General features: G+C 68.7%; 15 protein-coding genes and 1 pseudogene. 4 read left to right on the top strand and 12 right to left on the bottom strand.

What is annotated here, in order from left to right:
• Positions 1 to 26 precede the first annotated feature (26 nt).
• Positions 27 to 2,360, bottom strand: a complete 2,334-nt coding sequence (locus ABT313_RS01650; protein ID WP_350847517.1) for an alpha-L-rhamnosidase-related protein — start codon at positions 2,358 to 2,360, stop codon at positions 27 to 29.
• 80 nt (positions 2,361 to 2,440) lie between these two features.
• On the opposite strand from ABT313_RS01650, the gene ABT313_RS01655 reads away from it, so the two are divergent.
• Positions 2,441 to 3,448, top strand: a complete 1,008-nt coding sequence (locus ABT313_RS01655) for a LacI family DNA-binding transcriptional regulator (RefSeq protein ID WP_350847519.1) — start codon at positions 2,441 to 2,443, stop codon at positions 3,446 to 3,448.
• 59 nt (positions 3,449 to 3,507) lie between these two features.
• Here ABT313_RS01655 and ABT313_RS01660 read toward each other — a convergent pair whose 3' ends face one another.
• The 7 genes from ABT313_RS01660 to ABT313_RS01690 are packed head-to-tail and all read right to left on the bottom strand — an operon-like array spanning position 3,508 to position 12,341.
• A complete protein-coding gene (locus ABT313_RS01660) occupies positions 3,508 to 4,122 on the bottom strand; it encodes an SGNH/GDSL hydrolase family protein (RefSeq protein WP_350847521.1) in 615 nt (204 codons plus the stop codon).
• A complete protein-coding gene (locus tag ABT313_RS01665) occupies positions 4,119 to 5,054 on the bottom strand; it encodes a glycoside hydrolase family 130 protein (RefSeq protein ID WP_350847523.1) in 936 nt (311 codons plus the stop codon). The genes ABT313_RS01660 and ABT313_RS01665 overlap by 4 nt, the downstream gene beginning before the upstream one ends.
• Positions 5,051 to 6,337: an ABC transporter substrate-binding protein gene (locus ABT313_RS01670; RefSeq protein WP_350847525.1), complete on the bottom strand. Its 1,287-nt coding sequence runs from the start codon at positions 6,335 to 6,337 to the stop codon at positions 5,051 to 5,053. Before ABT313_RS01670 ends, ABT313_RS01665 begins: the two co-directional genes overlap by 4 nt.
• 11 nt (positions 6,338 to 6,348) lie before the next feature.
• Complete coding sequence (locus tag ABT313_RS01675) at positions 6,349 to 7,230, bottom strand: carbohydrate ABC transporter permease (protein WP_350847526.1); 882 nt, start codon at positions 7,228 to 7,230, stop codon at positions 6,349 to 6,351.
• Positions 7,227 to 8,123 (bottom strand): carbohydrate ABC transporter permease, encoded by an 897-nt coding sequence (locus ABT313_RS01680; protein WP_350847528.1) that lies wholly within the window; start codon positions 8,121 to 8,123, stop codon positions 7,227 to 7,229. Before ABT313_RS01680 ends, ABT313_RS01675 begins: the two co-directional genes overlap by 4 nt.
• Positions 8,116 to 11,133, bottom strand: a complete 3,018-nt coding sequence (locus tag ABT313_RS01685; RefSeq protein WP_350847530.1) for an alpha-mannosidase — start codon at positions 11,131 to 11,133, stop codon at positions 8,116 to 8,118. Before ABT313_RS01685 ends, ABT313_RS01680 begins: the two co-directional genes overlap by 8 nt.
• On the bottom strand, positions 11,133 to 12,341 hold the full coding sequence (locus tag ABT313_RS01690; protein ID WP_350847532.1) for a DUF4185 domain-containing protein: 1,209 nt from the start codon (positions 12,339 to 12,341) through the stop codon (positions 11,133 to 11,135). The genes ABT313_RS01685 and ABT313_RS01690 overlap by 1 nt, the downstream gene beginning before the upstream one ends.
• 108 nt (positions 12,342 to 12,449) lie before the next feature.
• Between ABT313_RS01690 and ABT313_RS01695 the strand changes: the two genes are divergently transcribed.
• Positions 12,450 to 14,402: a DUF5005 domain-containing protein gene (locus ABT313_RS01695; RefSeq protein WP_350847534.1), complete on the top strand. Its 1,953-nt coding sequence runs from the start codon at positions 12,450 to 12,452 to the stop codon at positions 14,400 to 14,402.
• Here ABT313_RS01695 and ABT313_RS01700 read toward each other — a convergent pair.
• Positions 14,387 to 15,139, bottom strand: a complete 753-nt coding sequence (locus tag ABT313_RS01700) for an alpha/beta fold hydrolase (protein ID WP_350847535.1) — start codon at positions 15,137 to 15,139, stop codon at positions 14,387 to 14,389. The genes ABT313_RS01695 and ABT313_RS01700 overlap by 16 nt on opposite strands.
• Before the next feature lie 54 nt (positions 15,140 to 15,193).
• On the opposite strand from ABT313_RS01700, the gene ABT313_RS01705 reads away from it, so the two are divergent.
• Entirely contained in the window at positions 15,194 to 16,252 is a 1,059-nt protein-coding gene (locus tag ABT313_RS01705; RefSeq protein ID WP_350847537.1) for a LacI family DNA-binding transcriptional regulator, read from the top strand.
• A gap of 25 nt (positions 16,253 to 16,277) precedes the next feature.
• Complete coding sequence (locus ABT313_RS01710; RefSeq protein WP_350847539.1) at positions 16,278 to 17,360, top strand: LacI family DNA-binding transcriptional regulator; 1,083 nt, start codon at positions 16,278 to 16,280, stop codon at positions 17,358 to 17,360.
• Here the strand turns inward: ABT313_RS01710 and ABT313_RS01715 are convergent.
• The 3 genes and pseudogenes from ABT313_RS01715 to ABT313_RS01720 all read right to left on the bottom strand — a co-directional run bounded on the left by ABT313_RS01715 (position 17,357) and on the right by ABT313_RS01720 (position 19,440).
• Positions 17,357 to 17,749 (bottom strand): type 1 periplasmic-binding domain-containing protein, encoded by a 393-nt coding sequence (locus ABT313_RS01715; RefSeq protein WP_350847541.1) that lies wholly within the window; start codon positions 17,747 to 17,749, stop codon positions 17,357 to 17,359. The genes ABT313_RS01710 and ABT313_RS01715 overlap by 4 nt on opposite strands.
• Before the next feature lie 26 nt (positions 17,750 to 17,775).
• Positions 17,776 to 17,865, bottom strand: a pseudogene (locus tag ABT313_RS44690) (LacI family DNA-binding transcriptional regulator); the annotation flags it as partial.
• Positions 17,866 to 17,871: 6 nt separating this feature from the next.
• On the bottom strand, positions 17,872 to 19,440 hold the full coding sequence (locus ABT313_RS01720; protein ID WP_350847543.1) for a DUF3502 domain-containing protein: 1,569 nt from the start codon (positions 19,438 to 19,440) through the stop codon (positions 17,872 to 17,874).
• Positions 19,441 to 19,472: the final 32 nt, after the last annotated feature.

Consider the following 19,472-nt stretch of genomic DNA (forward strand, 5'->3'; position numbering starts at 1 on the left):
CAGGCAGACCCGGATCCGACATGTAGTCAGTACGCCAAAGTCACCGTGATTCCCGGCGGGGCGGTCACCTCTGTGGGCTCGCCAGAGCGGGCGTGGACCGTCAGGGGACCGTGTGGGGTCGGGACTGAGCCACTGGCCCAGTCGAGGCCGCCGAGTTGAGGGGCGACGGCAACCGTCGTCATTCCGGGCGAGGTCGGCCGGACGCCGAGGAGGGTGGCGACGTAGTGGTACAGGGGGTGCGCACCCCACGCGTGGCAGTCGCTGCGGGTCGGCTCGGGGTGTTCGATCACCGTGCGGAGGCCCTGGTCCAGGAGGCCGTACCAGAGCTCGAGCCGATCCAGTAGTACGTCGGTCCGCCCGATCCGGTGCAGCGCCTCGAACAGGTAGTGGTCGAAATACACCGTGGTCCGTGCCACGTCCGCAGGGTCCTCCAGGATGGTCCGGACGGCCGTCTCGCCGTACTTGGCTCCCGCGAGCAGGGCGAGCGACTGCGCGTGTTCGCTGAACGAGGTGTGCTCGAGATCGTCGGCGTACAGCTTGCGGTCGGCGTCGTAGAAGGCCTCGTCGGCGGCCTCGAGCAATCGGTCGGCCAGATGTGAGTTCTGGTCGGCGTTGTCACCTACCCACGCCTCCAGGTCCGCCGCCTGCCGGGCCACCAGCGCCAACTGCAGCTGCAGTACGGCGGACACCCCGGTTCCAGGACCCGGCCAGTCGGGGTGCTGTTCTCCGTCCTGGACGATCCCGGGCGGCGTGCCCGCATCCCAACCCGGCACCCAGTCGGTGAAGTTCCAGCCGTGCAACGCCCGGAAGATCCCGCGATCGTCAACCGCACGACGGTGTACGTCGAGCGCCGCGCGCACTCCCGGCATCAGCTCGGCGACGAAGGCCAGATCGCCACGCCACAACGCGAAGTCGTGCACCATCGCCACCCACCACAGCGTGAACGGCGGGATCGGCGACGAGTGCCGCGACGGCGTCCGGGACAGGGTCAGGCCGTCGCGTGACTGGCTGCGGGCGAAGGCGCGCAATGCCTGTCGGGCAAGCGCGTCGTCCCCGGTCGTGGCGTACGCGACCAAGCACTGCAGACGGGTGTCCCCGGCGTACTGCAACTGCTCGTAGTACGGGCAGTCCATCGTCGTCTCGTGGCTGCACGCCTGCAGGGTCCGGAACGCGAGCACGCCGACCTGTGCGAGCCGCGGGTCGCTGGCAGTGAATCCGCTGCGGTCCTCGTACGGATAGTGCGTCTCGGCGAACCGCAACCCGGTGATAGTCAGCGGTTCGGCCGCCGTGGTGACGAGGACCTCGACGTACCGACCGGACTGCCACCACAGCGTGCTGTGCCGCTCGCGGCCGCCACCGGCAATGAAGAGGTCACCCAGGCCGTCCTCCTCGAGCCCCGGCCGGCCGAACAGCTTGCCCTCGACAACGTCGCGATGTCCCTTACCTACTTGAGGTTCCTGCTCATACAACGACTCCTGCCAATGCACACGTACTTCGGCATCGCGGCCGCCCTCGACCTCGAGGACCGGGTACGCGCAGACGTACTGGTCGAGGTCGATCAGCACCCGACGACAGGTCCCGGCCGGCAGCACCAGCGGCCTACCGTCGAGCAGCCGCTGCCAGTCGTCGGCCTCACCGTCGAGATGGTCGGCCGAGTCCACGACGCGGTCGCGCGTCGGCTCGCCCACCGGATGCTCCGCGACATGACGTACGCGCGCGCCCTCGGCCCACCGTCGTACTGGTGCAGGCAAGCGAGCCGGAACCAGCACCCGCGGTGCGGAGCCGGCTACGGCAGCCGGCCAACCGAGACTGTCCGCGCCGGTCTGCCAACCCCACGGGAAGCTACGGCCGTCGCTGACCTGCCTGGCACCGCAGCCGTAGCCATCGCCTTTCGGTCGACGGCCATGCCCGGGCAGCGCGGCCGCGCGCCAGTCCGCCGTACCGGTGTCCAGCGCCGGCACCGGACCGGAGACCGCCTCGGCGGCGAGCAGGAAGGTAGGGCCGTCACCACGACTCAACTGCGCCAGCGGCGCGTCGTCCCCAAGGCTCCACACCCGGGCCGCAAGCCAGTGCGCCCCGGCAGGCAACCGCAGCCGATAGCTCTCGAACGACCAGTGACCGACCTCGCCCCGCGACGGCCCACGACCAACGAACTCACCGTCGAGCCACAACTCGTACCGCTCATCGGCGGACACATGTACGACGACCTCAGCCGCCTCCACACACTCGACCGGCAGCCGGAACCCGACCACATCGCCGCTCCCCGCCGCCCTGATCCACCGCCCCGGCCACTCACCCCGACCCGCGAACGGGTCCTCCTCGACCCGCAGGTGCTGGACGTCGGCCGTTGTCTCGGGCATCGTCATGATCAGTCAGTCCCTCTCGGCAGCGGCGACCGCGAATCAGTGAATAATGTCAACGTTGACATTACACTGGGGGAATGCAGATCGAACCTCCGCGGCGACCGCGGCTCGAGGATGTGGCCGCGACCACGGGTGTGAGTATCAAGACCGTGTCGCGAGCCCTGCGCGGGGATCCCAAGGTGCGGGAGTCGACCCGGCAGCGGATCGTGGCCGAGGCCGATCGGCTCGGCGTGCAGCTGAACGACGTCGCCGCCGGGCTGCGGCGGAAGAACCAGGCGATGACCTCGATCGGGGTCACGCTCGGCGACTGCACGAACCCGTTCTTCGCGCCGATGCTGCGCGGCATCCACTCGGTCGCCTCCGAACGCGGCTACCTGGTGCTGACCGCCGACGCGCAGAACGATCCGGAGCTCGAGCACCGCGCGATCCGGTCGTTCTTCGCGCACCGGGTCGCCGGCCTGATCATCGCGCCGGTCGGCAACGACCTCGGCTACCTGGTGAACGAGGCCCGCTTCGGTTCGGCGATCGTCTTCGTCGACTCGCCTCCCCCGGGCCTCGGTGAGTCGATGGACTCGGTCACCACGACCAACGAGGCCAGCACCCGGGCCGGTATCGAGCACCTGCTCGCGAAGGGCCGCCGCCGGATCGCGTACCTCGGTCATCCGCGCAGCGGCAGCGGCGCCGAGGAGCGCTGGGCGGGGTACGTCGCCGCCCTCGAAGCCGCCGGTATCGCGGTCGACCCGGACCTGGTCCGCAACAACCTCGTCAGCGAGGACGACGCCCGGCTGGCCGCCGACGACCTGCTGGACACGGTCGAGCCGGACGCGGTGTTCGTCGACAACAACCGGCTCTGCACGGGCCTGCTGCAGTCGGGTGCGTATGCGCGCCGCCGCCCGGACGTGGTCAGCTTCGACCGGTTCGAGCTCGCGGCCGCGTTCGGGGTCTCGGTGATCGACAGCGACCCGTACGACGTCGGACGGGCCGGCGCACAGCTGTTCTTCGACCGCCTGGCCGACCCGTCCCGGGCACCCCAGCGCCTCGAGGTCCCCGCCCGCCTGATCGTCAACGACACCCCGACGTACTGACCAAACGGGGACTGGCGATAAGCAATTGCCTATCGCCAGTCCCCATCGGGCCATCCCGGTCAGCTGACGTGACGCAGCCAGGCGTCGGCCAGAGCTTGGTGGCCGGCGGGGGTGGGGTGCACGCCGTCGAAGAGCCAGTGCTCGGGGCCGGTGGTTGCCGCGAGGTCGGCGAACATCCGGTCGGCGGCGACCAGCGTCGCGCCGTACTCGTCGGCCAGTTCCCGTACGACCTTGAGCTTGGCGTCTAGGTCGGCGCGCCACTCCTGCTGCTCCTCCTTCACCGGCAGCAGGAACGGCTCGATCAGCACGAGTTGTACGCCGGTCAGCGGCTCCAGCAACCGCCGATATCCCGATCGGAACGCATCCGCCGGCACCTCGTCGTGGCCGAACGAGTACCGGTACCCGGTGTCGTTGATCCCGATCAGGATCGACACCACGTCGGGACGCGCCTCGAGTACGTCGGCCTCCCACCGGCTGACCAGACCGGCGAGCGTGTCCCCGGAGATCCCGGTGTTCAGCCAGACCGGGCGACGATCCGGTTGCCTGAGGCCCCATTGGCCGGCGATCCGCAGCGGGTACCCGTAGCCGAGCGGATTGTCGGTGTCGCGCCGGTGGCAGTCGGTGATCGAGTCACCGGTGAACATCACCCGGGCGCCATCCGCCAGTACGATCACGGTTCCTCCGGTGTGAACGTGGCGACCCCGATCGTGGTGTCGCTCTGCCCGTAGTACGCGAACCAGGTCCCGCGATGGAACACGAGCCCCTCGACGAATGTGACGTTGTCGACCAGCCCGTGCAGATCCTCGTAGCTGCTCGGTTCCAGCCACGGCTCGGTCAGTTTGGCGACGATCGTGTCCGGCCGCCGCGGATCGATCAACACCTGCCCGCAGGCGTAGTACACGCTGCCGTCGGGTCGCACCACCGCGCTGTTGTGCATCAGCAGGACATGGCCGGTCCGGGTCCGGATCGGTTGCGGGCCCGTCTCGACCAGGTCGCCCATGAACGTGCCGGGCTCCGGCCGCAGTACGGGAACCGGATCGGCCTTCCAATGCAGCAGGTCGGGAGAGGTGGCGAGGTGGATGTTCCCCTCACCGAACCACATCAGGTACTGCCCGTCGATCTGCTCGGGCAGGATCACTCCGCCCTTGCTCCACTCCGGACCCGGCGTCTCCCGCACACCGGCGAAGGTGTTGATGCCCGGGAACATCGGCCCATGCTTGTCCCACCGGCGCAGATCCGTCGACGTCGCGAGGCAGAGCCGCGCGCTGTGCCGGTCCCAGCCGGTGTAGGTCAGGTAGTAGGTGCCGTCCACGAACACGACCCGCGGATCCTCACACCCGAACCGCTCGTAGTCCTCCGTCGGCACCATCACCGGATCCGGCTCGGTCTCGAACGTGATGCCGTCGTCGGACCAGGCCAGGCCGAGGTGCGACACGATGTCGTCGGCATGCGCCCGGTAGACGAGCGCGATCCGCCCGTCCACCGAGATCGCGGCGGGGTTGTAGACGTTGCCCGACTCCCAGTCGTGCCGGCCGGGCCGGAGGACGGGATTCTCCGGCCGCGGCACGAACGGGCCGAACGGGTAGTCGACCGGGGCGGCGCTCATTTGGCGATCAGTTTGTTGATACCGGCAACCATTCCGTCGATCCCGGCGCCGACGTCCTTCTTCCCCGACAGCGCCGGGTTCCAGGTGGTGCCGACGACGTCACCCGCCGGCGTCGACCACGCGTCGAGGAACTGGGTGACGAACTTGTCCTTCACCCCGAGCTCGTACGTCGCGGTCGCGGCGATGCTCTTCGCCGCGGCGTCACCGGCCTGCAGTGCCTCGTAGTACCCCTTGGATCCGGGCTCGTACGCGATCGGGGCGATCGGCTGGTCCTTCATGGTCTCGTTGAAGCCGGTGACCTCCATGTAGCTGATCACCTTCCAGGTGCTGTCCGGGTCCTTCAACGTCGCCGGGGAACAGACGCCGTTGGTCTCGATCGGCTGCACGGACTTCGCCGTACCGGCCGGCCAGGGCGCGTAACCCCAGTCGAACTTGGGCTTGTTCTGGGTGATCGACTGGTGCAGCCACTGCCCGCCGAACATCAGCGGCATACCGCCGTTCGCGAACTGCGCGACCGCGTTCGTGCCGTCGTAGTCCGGGTTGGTCATCTCACCGGCCTTGATCGCCTTCGTCATCCGCTCGGCGCCGGTGCGGAACGTCGCGTCGGCCGTCACCTCCTTGGCCCCGATCGGCTTCTCGAGGATCGGCGCGCCGCCGTTCGCGACGGAGTACGCCGAGACGCCCTGCGGGCTCTCCAGCAGCGCCCACGCGTTCACCAGCGGCGTGGCCTTCGGGTCGGTGCGCTTCAGCGCGGTGATGTCGGCGTACAACTCGTCCCAGGTCCAGCCGATCGCCGGGGCCTTCAGCTTGGCCTTGTCGAAGGCGGCCTTGTTGTAGAAGAAACCGTAGGTGTTCGCGAGTGTCGGGATCCCGTACAGCTTGCCCTCGGCGTTGCGCCACAGGTCGAGCGAGCCGGGCGAGAACTTGTCCTCCTGCAGGCCGTCACCCTTCTTCAGGTACGACGACCAGTCGTACAGCAGGCCTTCCGCGGCGAGGTTCTGCTCCTGCGAGTTCGAGCACCAGAAGAAGTCCGGCGCCTTCTTCGACATGATCAGCGAGGCCAGCTTCTGCGCGTAGTCCGCGTTCGGCGACTCCTCGCGCTTGACCCCCACGCCCTGCATCTTGGCCATGCTCTTGTCCAGGGCCGCGTTGGTCGCCACGGACTCCCAGGTCATGTAGCTGACGGTGCCGCCGCTCTTGCCGCCGGCATCGGAGCCGCCGCCGCACCCCGCGAGGGCGAGACCGGCGACCACAAGTACTGCTGTCGCCCTGAATTTGGGCATGATCGAACTCCTCATTTGGCAATGGTCCCGAGGGCGCCGAGGCCCTCCATGAAGTAGCGCTGGGCGAGGAAGAACAGCACCAGCGGCGGTACGACGAACAGCAGGTTCGTCGCCATGTAGTAGTTGTACTGAGAACCCGCCTGGTCGGACAGGAACGCCGCCATCCCGAGCGGGAGGGTGAACTTCTTCGCGTCCTGCAGGTAGACCAGCGGACTCAGATAGTCGTTCCAGGCCAGCTGGAACGACATGATCGCGACGGTGATCCAGACCGGCTTGGTCAGCGGCACCATGATCCGGGTGAAGATCATCCAGTGCCCGGCGCCGTCGATCGTGGCCGACTCGTCGAGGTACTTCGGGATCGACTGGTAGTACTGCCGGGCCAGGAACACGAAGATCGGGCTGCCGAAGAAGGCCGGCAGGATCAACGGCACCCAGGTGTCGATCAGCCCGAGGTTGATGTAGAGGTGCTGCAGCGGGATCAGCCCGACGATGCCCGGCACGAAGATGCTGCCGGAGATCAGCGCGAACCAGAACCGGCGGCCCGGGAAGTCGATCCGGGAGATGCCGTAGCCGACGATCATCGAGCTGACCACCGCGCCGATCGTCGACAGCACGGTGACGATCACCGTGTTCAGCAGCAGCCGGTAGAAACCGATCTGCGCCGGGCCGTCGACGAAGTTCGCGGCCCGGAACTCGCGCGGCAGGAAGGCCGGCGGCAGCTGGTTGATGTCGCCGTTTCCCTTCAGCGCGATGCTGATCATCCACACCAGCGGCAGCAGCATCGAGACCGCGAGCAGCCCGCACAAGGCGTACCAGGCAACCCGCGACAGCATGAACGGCACCCGCTGCGTGAGCGCAGCCGGGCGTGCGATGACAAGAGCTTCAGCGGTCACGAGCCCTCTCCCTGGTAGACGCGGTTCCGGGTGAGGCGCAACATCACGACGGTCACCAGCATCACGATCACGAACAGCACCCACACCTCGGCGGTCGCGTACCCGAGCTGCGGTGAGGTGATGAAGTCGGCGAACCCGTCGTTGTAGATCTTGTACATCAGCAGGTTCGTGGAGTGCCCGGGTCCGCCCTTGGTCAGGATCGCGACCTGGTTGAAGGTCTGGAACGCGCCGTTCAGCGCCAGCATCAGCTGGAGCATCATGATCGGCCCGATCATCGGCAGCGTGATCCGGGTGAACCGCCGGAACGCGCCCGCGCCGTCGACCTTCGCCGCCTCCTGGATCTCCTCCGGCACCGCCTGCAGGCCGGCCAGGAAGATCATCATCGTGCCGCCGACGCTCCAGATCCCGACGATCAGGATCGCCGGCAGCGCCACATGCGCGTCGCCCAGCCACATCGTGGTCGGCAGGTGCAAGAACTTCAGGATCTGGTTGGCCAGTCCGTACGTCGGGTCGTAGATGTACTTCCACAACGTGAGTACGGCGACCGCCGGCAGCACGACCGGCAGGTAGAAGATCGTCCGGAACACCTTGACGCCCTTGATCGTGCGGTTCACCACGACGGCGAGCAGCAGTCCGGCGAGCAGCGTGGCCGGCACCGAGATGACCACCCACAGCACGGTCACCTTCAACGACGGCCAGAACGTGGGGTCGCTGGTGAACAGGAACTTGTAGTTCTCCAGTCCGACCCATTTGGCCGGCGTCAGCCCGTTCCACTCGGTGAACGAGTGGTAGAGCGACGTGACCATCGGATACACGACGAACAGCAGCAGCCCGATGATCGCGGGCGAGATGAAGCAGTACCCCAGGATCGTGTCCCGGCGTCGTTTAGTCATGCTCGGCCTCCCGGGTCCGGATCCGGACGGTGAGGATCTGGAACGGCCGCACGGCGAACCGCGGCTCGTCGACAGTCTCGAGCGGGCGTTCCAGCAGATCCACGATCTCGGTGCCGGTGGCAACGAAGTCCCAGCTCAGCCGGGCTGTGGTGCGTGCGCCCAGGGATTCGTAGAGCCGCACGATCACGTCGCCGGAGCGGTCTTCGGCGAGTTTGACCGACTCCATCACCACGCCGGCTCCCTCGACCGTGACGAGCGGGGCCGGTGCCGACGTACCGCGGATCTCGCGGATCGGAAGGTTCAGCCGGAGTCCGGCCTCGATCGCGGTCGCGATCCCGGCGCCGGACACCAGCGTGTACTGCGCGCGGTGCCGGCCCTGGTCGGTCTCGGGGTCCGGGTATCTCGGTGCCCGGAGCAACGAGAGCCCGACTCCGGTGCCGGTGCGACCGGCCAGCGGATCACCGGTCCGTCCGGCGAGCCGCCGCAGGTCGTGGCCGTACGTCGAGTCGTTGGCGATCGCGACACCGAAGCCGGGTTCGCCGACGTGCACCCAGCGATGCGCGCACACTTCGAACTTGGCCTCGTCCCACGTGGTGTTGTCGTGCGTCGGCCGGCGCAGGTGCCCGAACTGGATCTCGGCGGTCGCCTGATCGGCCCGGACATCCAGCCCGAACATTGCTTTCAGCAACTTCTCGCGCTCGTGCCAGTCGACGTCGATCGTGAAGTCGACCCGGTCCGCGCCGGCCGGCACGGTGATCGTCTGCGTGTACCTCGACGCTCCCTGCGACCGGCGTACCTCCACGACCACCGCGTCGGGCGCTTCCGTGACCCGCAGCGAGTCGACCGTCCGCAGCGGTTCGGCCGTGGCGCGGTACGAGGCGTCGAGGTCCCAGGCGTCGAAGGCGTTCGGCAGGTCGTGATGCAGCACCAGGTCGTTGAGACGGGAGCCCTCGGCAACCAGTTCGCGATCGTGGCGGATGTCGACCAGCGAGCTGATCGTCCCGTCCGCGGCGATCGTGATCCGCAGTACGCCGTTGTCGACGAGCCACCGCTCCCCGTCGAACGTGGCTGTCACTGCCGGCCCGGTCGGGGCCGGTGCAGCCGAAGCCCCCAACGCGGGAACGCCGTCGACGGGCATCGGGACTGCGTTGAAGCGGATCGGGGTCTGGCCTACGCCGGCCAACTGCTCAAGCGCAGTGTCGATCAGCTCCTCGAGCTCCGCCTGGACCTGTTCGTACGCCGCCCGCGCTTCCCGATGGACCCACGCGATCGACGAGCCGGGCAGTACGTCGTGGAACTGGTGCAGCAGCACGGTCTTCCAGATCCGGTCGAGAGCGTCATACGGGTACGGCGCCCCGGTCCGGATCGTCGCCGACGTACACCACAGCTCGGCCTCGCGCAGCAGGTGTTCGCTGCGGCGGTTGCCGCGCTTCATCGCCGCCTGCGACGTGTATGTGCCGCGATGGGCCTCCATGTAGAGCTCACCGACCCAGACCGGCGCGTCAGGGTACTCGGCCTCGGCGCGCTCGAAGAACGCCGTCGGTGTCAGGTGCTCGATCGGCGGCGCGCCTTCGAGATCGGCCTGCCGGCGGGCGCGCTCCATCATCACCGCGGTCGGCCCGCCACCGCCGTCGCCGTGACCGAACGGGACCAGCGAGGTTGTCGCACCGGCGTGGTCGCGGAAGTTCCGCGTCGCGTGGTTCAGCTCGGCCGGCGTCAGCTCGGCGAGATAGGTGTCGACCGGCGGCAGGTGCGCGAACAGCCGGGTGCCGTCGATCCCTTCCCACCAGAACGTGTGGTGCGGGAAGGGGTTCGTCGGATGCCACGCGAGTTTCTGGGTCAGGAACCACCGGAACCCGGCCAGCGCGGCGATCTGCGGCAGCGCCGCGGAGTACCCGAACGAGTCAGGCAGCCAGACCTCGCGCGGCTCGACGCCGAACCGCTCGGCGAAGTACCGCTTGCCGTGCACGAACTGCCGGACCAGCGCCTCACCGCCCGGCATGTTCGTGTCGGACTCGACCCACATGCCGCCGGCCGGGATGAACCGGCCCGTGGCCACCGCCTCGGTGATCCGTGCGAACAGCTTCGGCTGATGCTGCTCGATCCACGCGTACTGCTGCGCCTGCGAGCAGGCGAACCGCAGCTCGGGGTAGTCGTCCATCAACGCGAGCACGTTGGCAAAGGTCCGCGTGCACTTGCGCACCGTCTCCCGCATCGGCCAGAGCCACGCGGAATCGATGTGCGCGTGTCCGACGGCCGCGACCCGGTGGGTGCTCGCCGTGGCCGGCCGACTCAGCACCGTCTCGAGCTCGGCCCGGGCGGCCGCGACACACGCGTGGATCCGCTCCGGATCGATCACGTCGCAGGCACGGTCGAGCGCGCGGAGGATCTTCGACCGCCGCGGATCGTCAGCGGCCAGCTCGACCGCCCATCCGATCAGTACGTCGAGATCGACCGCCAGCGCTTCGGCCTGGCGATCGAGCGCGACCAACTCGGCCCGGCGGAAGCGGTACTGCGGCTCGCCGTCGACGTCGAGCCCGTCGCCGAGCCGGGTCGGCGAGAACGCCCGTGCCGCGATGTCGGGGTTGGCCGCGGCCTCGACGTACAGCTCGACCGCTGTCGTTCCCGGGTCGAGCTGTACGTACTGACTGCGCGGGTGGACGCCCTTGACGATGCTGCCGTCCGCGCGGTGGACCAGCCCTTCGGACTGGAAGCCGGGACCGCCGTCGAAGCCGAGGTCGACGACCACGGCAGCCTCGGCATCCGTCCAGTCGGCCGGGACCTCGCCCGCCAGCCGGAACCACGCGGTCGTCCAGGCCGATCCCCACGCGGACCCGGCGGTGAACGGCTCGAACGGTCCGGACGTCGCCTGCTCGAACGGCTCCGGCTCACCCGGCAACCGCCGTACGTCGATTCGCAGCGGCGCGGTCCGGCGCTCGACTGCGGGACGGACCCGCTCGTCGAGCATCCGGCGCGCCCGGTCGATCGTGCGTTGTGGATGCTGATGCATCACGACGCCTTCGCGAAGCGGACCTTGACGAGCATCTGCGCTCCGGTCGACGACGTGTAGTAGGTGTAGTACTTCGTCAGCCCGTCGGCGCTGGTGTACTCCGGGTGCGCGAACGCGGCGTACTCGATCCCGCTGGTCTTGGCGGCCGTGAAGAGCTTGGTCGGCGTACTCCACGGACCCCATGGGTTCGGCGCGGTCTGGTAGAAGACGTCCTGCGACTGGAACGGCATGAACGTGTTGACATATGCGCCGAACGCCTTGTCCCAGTAGACGGTCGAGCCCGCGGCGCCGTTGGCCTTGACCAGCGGGGTGTTGCTCGGATCCGTCGACCACTGCGGCTGACCGTTGCTGTCGGCACCGGTGTAGTAGCGCCACCGGGAGATGTCAGTGACGTCCGCGACCGGCACCTTCGCGACCGCACAGCCGTCGAGGGTGCACTTGCCGTACCCGTACAGCGTGCCGCCGACAAGCACCATCGCCTGACCGGTCCAGTCCTGGCCGACCGGGAAGAACAGCGTGTTGTCGGTGCCTTCCGGACTCGGGATGTCGGCCGGGCGGTTGGTCGCGGTGAGCCGGGTGATCGTCTTGCTGTTCATGTCGACCGAGACCAGGCCGGTGCCCTGCGCCTGGCCGACGAAGCCGGACTCGCACGGGGTACCGACCCGGCCGCCGCGGCAGAGCTTGCCGTACGACACCAGGATCCGGTGCCGGGCCTGGTCGACCACGGCCGGACCCGGCCAGTGCGCGAACACGGTGCCGCAGTACTCGTCGGTGGAGTTCGTGCAGTCGGCGGACGCGTGCGCCTGCTGGAACGCGAGCTCGGCGGCGGAGAACGGCACGAACTCGGGCGGTACGCCGGTCGAGTGCTCGTCGAACGGGTTCGCCGCGGTCATCGTGATGTTGTCGCTCGCGTCCAGGTCGCTGGTGGTCGCGGCGGTGCTGGTCAGGAAGCCGTCCGGATCCTTCAGGATCGTGTCGTCGAAGAACCAGACCGACTGGTTGCCGTAGCGGACGCTCTGGCCGTCGTCGCGGGCGGCGTTGTGCGGGTTCTGGGTGATCGGGCCGAGCTCGGTCGTGCTCTCGACCACCAGGTTCGAGGCGCGATTGGCGGAGTGGGCGGGGGCGGGCTGCGCGGCCAGGGCCGGTGTGCAGAGGGCGGAGGCGGCGAGCAGCGCCGCGGTGAAGAGCGGGATGCGGGATTGACGCACGGTTGGTACTCCCTCACTGAGTGACGGCAACAGGTGCGGGGCGGGTTTGATGATGTCAACGTTGACATGGCCTTGTCAACGTTGACATTTCTTCCTAAGGTGCCTGCGGTGACCACCGTTTCCCGCCGTACTTTCCTGCGCACCAACGCCGCTCTGGCCACCGGCCTGAGCGTCTCCGCCGCGCTGCCGGCACTGTCCTGGTCCTACCCTGCCACCCGCCCGCTGGCCGCCTCCCGGGCCGACGAGTGGACCCGCCTCTTCGACCGCCGGTCCGGCTGGATCGGCGCCGACGGTATCTACTCGGTCCCGCTCGACGGCCGCGACGGTCTCGGCTCCGCGACCCCCGGTTCGCGGACCGCGTTCATCTTCAGCGACACCCGAATCGGCACCGTCGACCCGCGGTCGCTGACCTACAACCAGACCGGGTTCGTCAACAACTCCTCCGCGGTCCTAACCGGCAACCGGCCCGATCCCGGCCGGGCCACCTTCGTCATCCCGGAGAACGGTGCTTTCGGCAACGGATTCTGGATGAACGACGGGATCGCGATCGACCGCACCCTGTACGCCACCGGCTTCGCCCCGGACTCCAACTGGAACGCCGCCCGGGTCGACCTGATCGCCGTACCGCTCGTCGACGGGGTCCCCGACTACACCACCGTACGCCGGACCGAGGATGTCGGGCTGCTGGTCCGCGACAGCACGTATATCGTGATGTTCGGCGTCGGCATCACACCGGCCGCGGACGGCTGGGTGTACGTCTACGGGTACCGCAACCGGTTGACCGACGGCCAGAAGGACCTGGTCTGCGCGCGGGTCCGCCGGGATGCGTTCGCCGACATCGCGGCCTGGCGGTTCTGGAGCGGTACGGCTTGGAGCCCGGACATCACGGTCAGCGTCGAGGACGCCGCCGTACTGCATCCCGACGTGTCCACCGAGCTCAGCGTCACACCGATCCCGACCGGGCGGTACGCCGGGAAGTACCTGCTCGTCTACCTGCGCAACGTGAACTCGACCGGGCTGGAGTACGCAGTCGGAACGTCGCCGGTCGGGCCGTTCTCCGCGGGCGTCCGCTTCTACAACTGCCCGGAGCCGTACGTCTACGAGTCCCAGACCGAGGGCGCGACCTACACCTACAACGCGAAGGCCCACCCGAGCCTGTCGGAGCACGGACGGCTGCTGATCAGCTACAACGTCAACCAGTACGGCGGCGACCCGCTGACCACCGAGATCTACCGGCCGCGGTTCGTCTGGCTGGACCTGGACTGCCTCGCCGACCAGCCCGCTGCGCCACGCGCGAGCGTCGACGTGGCCGCCGTACGGGATTGGACCGGTGGACCTGGTGACCGCCTCGTCCTCGACCTCGGCGGGCTGCGGACGATCTCCGGCTACCGACTCAAGCACGCCGGGTACGAAGGCAGTCCGGCGCCGACAGCCTTCAATACAAGGGACTTCACGGTCGAGGCAGCCCAGCGCGCGACCGGACCGTGGCGTCCGGCAGATGTTGTCACCGGCAACGTCGAGAACCTCACCGAGCGGCACTTCGGCAACGCCGTGTCCGCGCGCTACCTCCGACTGTCCGTGCAGCGCCCCACACAGTCCGACGACCTCACGGCACGGGTGCTGGAGTTCGCTGCCTTCGCCGACGCGGGCTCAGCGGCGCCCGACCTGGCACGCTACCGTCCGGTCGTCGCGGACGCCGCCAACAGCACCGCCCACTACGTGACCGACCCCGCCGCGGACCTCTGGGTCAACGCCTCGGGCCACGCGACCACCTGGTTGTCCGTCGACCTCGGCACCGACCGGACCATCGGCCGGTACGTCGTCGAACACGCCGGCGAGCCGGACCTGAACACCCGCGACTTCGTCCTCCAATCCAGCGACAACAACAAACTCTGGACCACCCGGGACACCGTCACCGGCAACACCTCAGCCACCACGACGCGAACCGTCACCCCGTTCACGGCCCGCTACCTCCGCCTACTCATCACCCGCCCGGTCGCCGACACCACCCCCGACAAGACCACCCGAGTCCGCGCCCTCGAGATCTACCCACCCACCTGACCCAGCCAGCTGTTGACGAGCCGCGTGAAGGCCTCGGGCCGTTCCCGGTGCAGGAAGTGGCCTGCGCCGGGCCATAGGACGACCCGTGAGCCGGGGCGAAGTGCACACGTCAGGTCCCACGCTGCCATCGACGGAGTCGGCCGGATGCAGAGCACCGGCCGCTCCAACGACGCCAGAGCTTTCGCCGCCGCCGGGCGCGCACCGATCGCGCCCGGCTCGGTGTACATCCCGGCGTAGCTCTCGGCGAGGACATCCCCGGGTGTCCGCAACAGTTGATCGCGCACCTCGTCGGTCAGCTGTCCCAACTGCCGTACGGCGGCAGCCGCGCCGTCGCGCCGGAGATCGGTCAGCCGCTGCTGGAACGACGCGGCCTCGACCTCGTCAGCGCCGTACGCCGGATCGATCGCCACCACCGCCCGGACCAGATCCGGCCGTTCGATCGCCAGCCGCACCACGATCTGACCACCCATCGAATGGCCGACCGCGACGACCGGTCCGAGGTCGAGCGCCTCGATCAGCTTGGTGAGATCGAAGGCATAGTCGTACGGACGGTATCCGCGCGACGGAACCGGGGAGCGCCCGTGGCCGCGGAGGTCGACCGTCACGACCCGATGGCCCGCGAACTCGACGGGATCCCACGACCGCCCGTCCCCGCCCCAGCCATGCACGAGCAGGATCGGCTCGCCGGCTCCGAAGGCAGTGAAGAACAGCCGGACGGCTTCGACATCGGGTTGCATGAGTGGCAGCATAGTTAACGTTTTCTATGCCGTTCCAGCAGCGAGGAGTCCCGGGTGCCCAGAGCGTCGTCCAACGGCCGGCCGACGGTCAAGGACGTGGCAGCCGCCGCCAACGTGAGCGCCACCACCGTCTCGCGCGTGCTCGGCGGCGACTATCCGGTCAGCGCCTCGACCCGGAAGCGGGTGCTGCGCGCGGTCCGCGACCTCGACTACGTGATCAACGCCCAGGCCCGGGCGCTCGTCGGCGGCTCGACCCGGACCGTCGCGTTCGTGGTCCGCGACCTGGTCGGGCCGCTGTTCGCCTGCATCGGCCAGGGTGTCGAACTTCAGGCCACCGCCGAGGGCCGGGTGTGTCTGGTCTCCACCCATCACGGCGATCCCGATCGCGAACTCGAGCTGATCGAGTTGATGCGCGAGCAGCAGGCCGAGGCCGTCGTGCTCGTCGGCGGGGGTCTGCGGACCGAGTCCCACACCCGCCGGATGGCGGAGATCGCGCACTCGCTCGACCGGGTCGGTTCCCGGCTGGTGCTGTGCGGCCGTCCGCCGATCGGGCCGGACGTCCCGGCCACCGTGGTCGAGTACGACAACGAGGGCGGGGCGTTCGCGGTGACCGACTACCTGATCTCCCTCGGACACCGGCGGATCGCGTTCGTCGGCGCGGGCGAACCGGAACACTCCACGACGGGCGCCCGGCTGGGCGGATTCACCGCCGCGCACAACGCCCGCGGGGTCGAGATCGACCGTGAACTCATTGTCAGCGGCAACTACGACCGCGAGTCCGGTTATCGGCAGACGACCGCGCTGCTGGCTCGCGGCGCTGGCATGACGGCCGTCGTCGCCGTCACCGACATGGTCGCCAGCGGCGTCCTCGCCGCCCTCCGGGACGCCGGCCTCCGGGTCCCCGAAGACATCTCGGTCGTGGGGTACGACGACATCCCGCTCAGCGCCGACCTGAACCCGGCGCTGACGACCGTCCGCATCCCGCACGAGGAGCTCGGGCGGGCCGCCGTACGGCTGGCGTTGCATCGTGACGAGCACGCGCTCGACCAGCACATGATGCTGGGGACGCACGTCGTGATCCGCTCGTCCACCGCTCCCCCCAGCCAGCACTAGAATCGCGATGCCACGAGAGGGGAACATGACAGACGAGGGAGCATCCGGCCGCCGGCGGGCGTCGACGGGGCCGACGCTTGCCGATGTCGCCGCCCACGCAGGGGTTTCACCGGCGACGGTCTCCCGGGTGCTGGCCGACAACTACCCGGTCTCCCGCTCCGCCCGCCAACGCGTGCAGCGGTCGATCCGCGAGCTGAACTACTCCGCGAACACCCATGCGCGGGCCCTCGCCGCGGGAGCGGGATCGAAGACGATGGCGTTCATCCTGGCCGACGTTCGCGGCCAGTCCTTCGCCGACGCGGCGCACGGCGTCGAGCAGGAGGCGGCGCAGCGCGGATGGCTCACGCTGATCGGCACCACGCAGGGCGCCCCCGAGCGGGAGCTGGCGCTCGTGCAACTGATGCGTGAGCAGCGAGCCGGCGCGGTGATCCTGATCGGCGGGGTCACGGACGAGGCCGACGAGTACCGGCAGAAGATGACCGAGCTCGCGAACTCACTCCACGCCGCCGGTTCGCTCCTGGTGCTCTGCGGCCGGCCGCCGTTGGGCGACGGGGTGCCTGCGGCCGTGATCGAGTACGACAACGAGAACGGCGCCTACGCGCTGACCAGCCATCTGCTGTCACAGGGCCATCGGCGCATCCTGTTCCTGGCCGGACCGGAGCGGCACAGCACCAGCATCGAGCGGCTCGCCGGGTATCGCCGGGCGCTGACCGACTTCGGTGTGCCGGATGCTCCGGAGCTGGTCGAGCACGGCGTCTTCACCCGCGCCTCCGGTTACCAGCTGACCCGGCGCAGGCTGACCGCGGGCCACGACTTCACCGCAGTCTTCGCGGGCACCGACGTGGTCGCGGCCGGTGTGTACGCCGCCGCGAACGAGCAGGGCCTGTCGGTGCCGGAGGATCTGTCCGTCGTCGGGTACGACGATGTCGAGCTCGCCCAGGACCTGCGTCCGCGGCTGACCACCGTCCACGTGCCCTACGAGGATCTCGGACGGACGGCGGCCCAGATCGCGGTCGACGACCAGCACCGGCAACCGGGCTGGGCCGGAGACCACCGACTGTTCAAGACCCATGTGGTGATCCGCAGCTCGGTCAGCCGGCTGCGCTAGCCGGCGAGCTCTGCCGGGCTCTCGAAGATCGTCGCCAACGCGTGCGACACCGCATCGTCGAGGCCGGAATCGACAAGCACACAAGGGATCTGATGGGCCGCGAGGTACGCCCGCTGGACCTCGGTGAACTCGGCGTCGAGCCCGATCACCCCACGGCTTCCCCGCGCGAACAACTGCTCCAGCCACACCCTGGGGACCGGGCACCCGGGCGTGACCGTCGTGACCACGACGGCCAGCCCGGGCTCACGGACCCGCTCGGCCAGGCCGGCGAGGACCTCGCCGGCCCAGCTCGTCCCGCTGCTCGCGACCACGACGTCGACGAGCACGGACGGATCCCGCCGTACCGCGGTCTCCACCGGGTACCCCGCGCGGCGCAGTACGGCACGCACCCGCTCGCGCGTCGCGGTGCCACGTCCGGGTACGCCCGCAGTACCTTCGACACCGTGGACACCGAGACGCCGGCTTCCCGCGCGACGACGGCGAGCTTCCTCCGCGGCGTACTCATCGGTTCTCAGGCACCCTTGAGGTATGCGTTCGCCTGCTTCTCCATCTCGGCCTGCAGGTCCGCGAGCCCGGCCTTGTCGACCGCCTTCTTCAGACCGTCCAGGCCCTTGTCGACGTCCACCGCCCCGATCCACAACGGGTTCCCGTACTGCGTCATTGCCGCGCTCACCTGACTGTCCTGCCGCTTCACCGGTGTCACGTCCGGCACGAACGACGCGTACGGGTCGACGGTGAAGTTGTCGTAGTCCTGCGCCCAGTCGAACCACGCCTCCTCGGTCGGCGTGATGTCCTTGATCTTCAGCTCGAGCTTCTGCCGCCAGCACAGGGCGAACCCGGGGAAGCCGTACTGCGAGAGCTGCTCGAACTTGTCCGTGCCGACCGGCTTCCAGTCCTTGCCTTCGACGCCGTAGCTGAGCAGGTCGTGGTTCTCCTTGATCGAGACCCAGTCCTCGAGTTGCATGGCGCGTTCATTGCTCTTGCCCTTGACGTTCAGTACGACGAAGTTGTCGGCCTGGAAGGTCTGGTTCGGCTTGGCGCCCTTGCCGCCGCCGAGCGGGATGACGTTGGCGATCTGGGCGCCCGGCACGGCCTTGCGCAGCGGCGCCAGCGACTGTGACGACAGGCCGTCGGTCATCGCCCAGCGGGTGGAGATGCGGCCGGACTCGAACTGGGTGCCGATCGTGGACGAGTCGACGTTCAGCGCGTCCTTGTTGATGATGCCGTCGAGGTAGTACTTGCGGACCGTGCGGAGCGCGTCGAGGACGCCGGGTGCCTCCCAGAACGGGATCGGGTGGGCCGAGCCGGTCGTCTTCCCGTCCTGCGCCAGGTAGAACGGGAACGAGCCGCCACTGAAGGTCTGCACGCTGACGTGCGGGTTCTCCCAGTCGTGCTGGTTGAGCCAGCCGACGGGCGCGAAGGCGACGAGCAGATCGGGCATGTTCGACGAGATGCCGACCGGCGTGATCTTCTCCTTCTGCTTCACGTCGTACCAGAACTTCTCCAGCTGGTCGAACGTGCTGAGGTCGCCGGCGCCGAGCTTGTCGGCCAGGTCCTGCCGGACGGTGAAGTGGTGCAGGCGGGCGGCCGAGTTGACCTGCGGGATGCCGTACAGCTTGCCGGACCACTTGTTCTGCTCGAGCAGCTGGGCATCGAGCGTCTTGCTCAGGTTCGGGTACTTGGCGATCAGGTCGCCGACCGGCACGAGGGACTTGCTCGCGACCAGCTGGATCATGTTCAGCCAGCGCGCCTGGAGCGCGGTGTCGAACTTCTCGCCGGCGGTGAACTTCAGCAGCGACTGCTGCTGGTAGTTCGACCAGGCGATGAACTGCGGCGAGATCGTGAAGCCGAGATCCTTCTTCAGCTTCTCGTTCACCTTCGCGAGGACCGCGTCCCAGCCCTTCGGCGCGTCACCCGGGAGCAGCAACGCGAGATTGTCGGTGCTGCCGGCGGAGCCGGAGCCGGAGCCCGACGACGAGTCGCCGCAGCCGTTCAGGCCGAGAAGGGACGCGAGGGACAGGCCGCCGGTGGCGGCCAGGAAGCCGCGCCTGCTGAGACCGGCTGGAGATGTGGCGGGCATGATGCCTCCTGCAAGTGCAAAGTGGATTGAGG

Origin of the sequence: Kribbella sp. NPDC000426 (assembly GCF_040300265.1) — a bacterium.
Lineage (GTDB): Bacteria > Actinomycetota > Actinomycetes > Propionibacteriales > Kribbellaceae > Kribbella.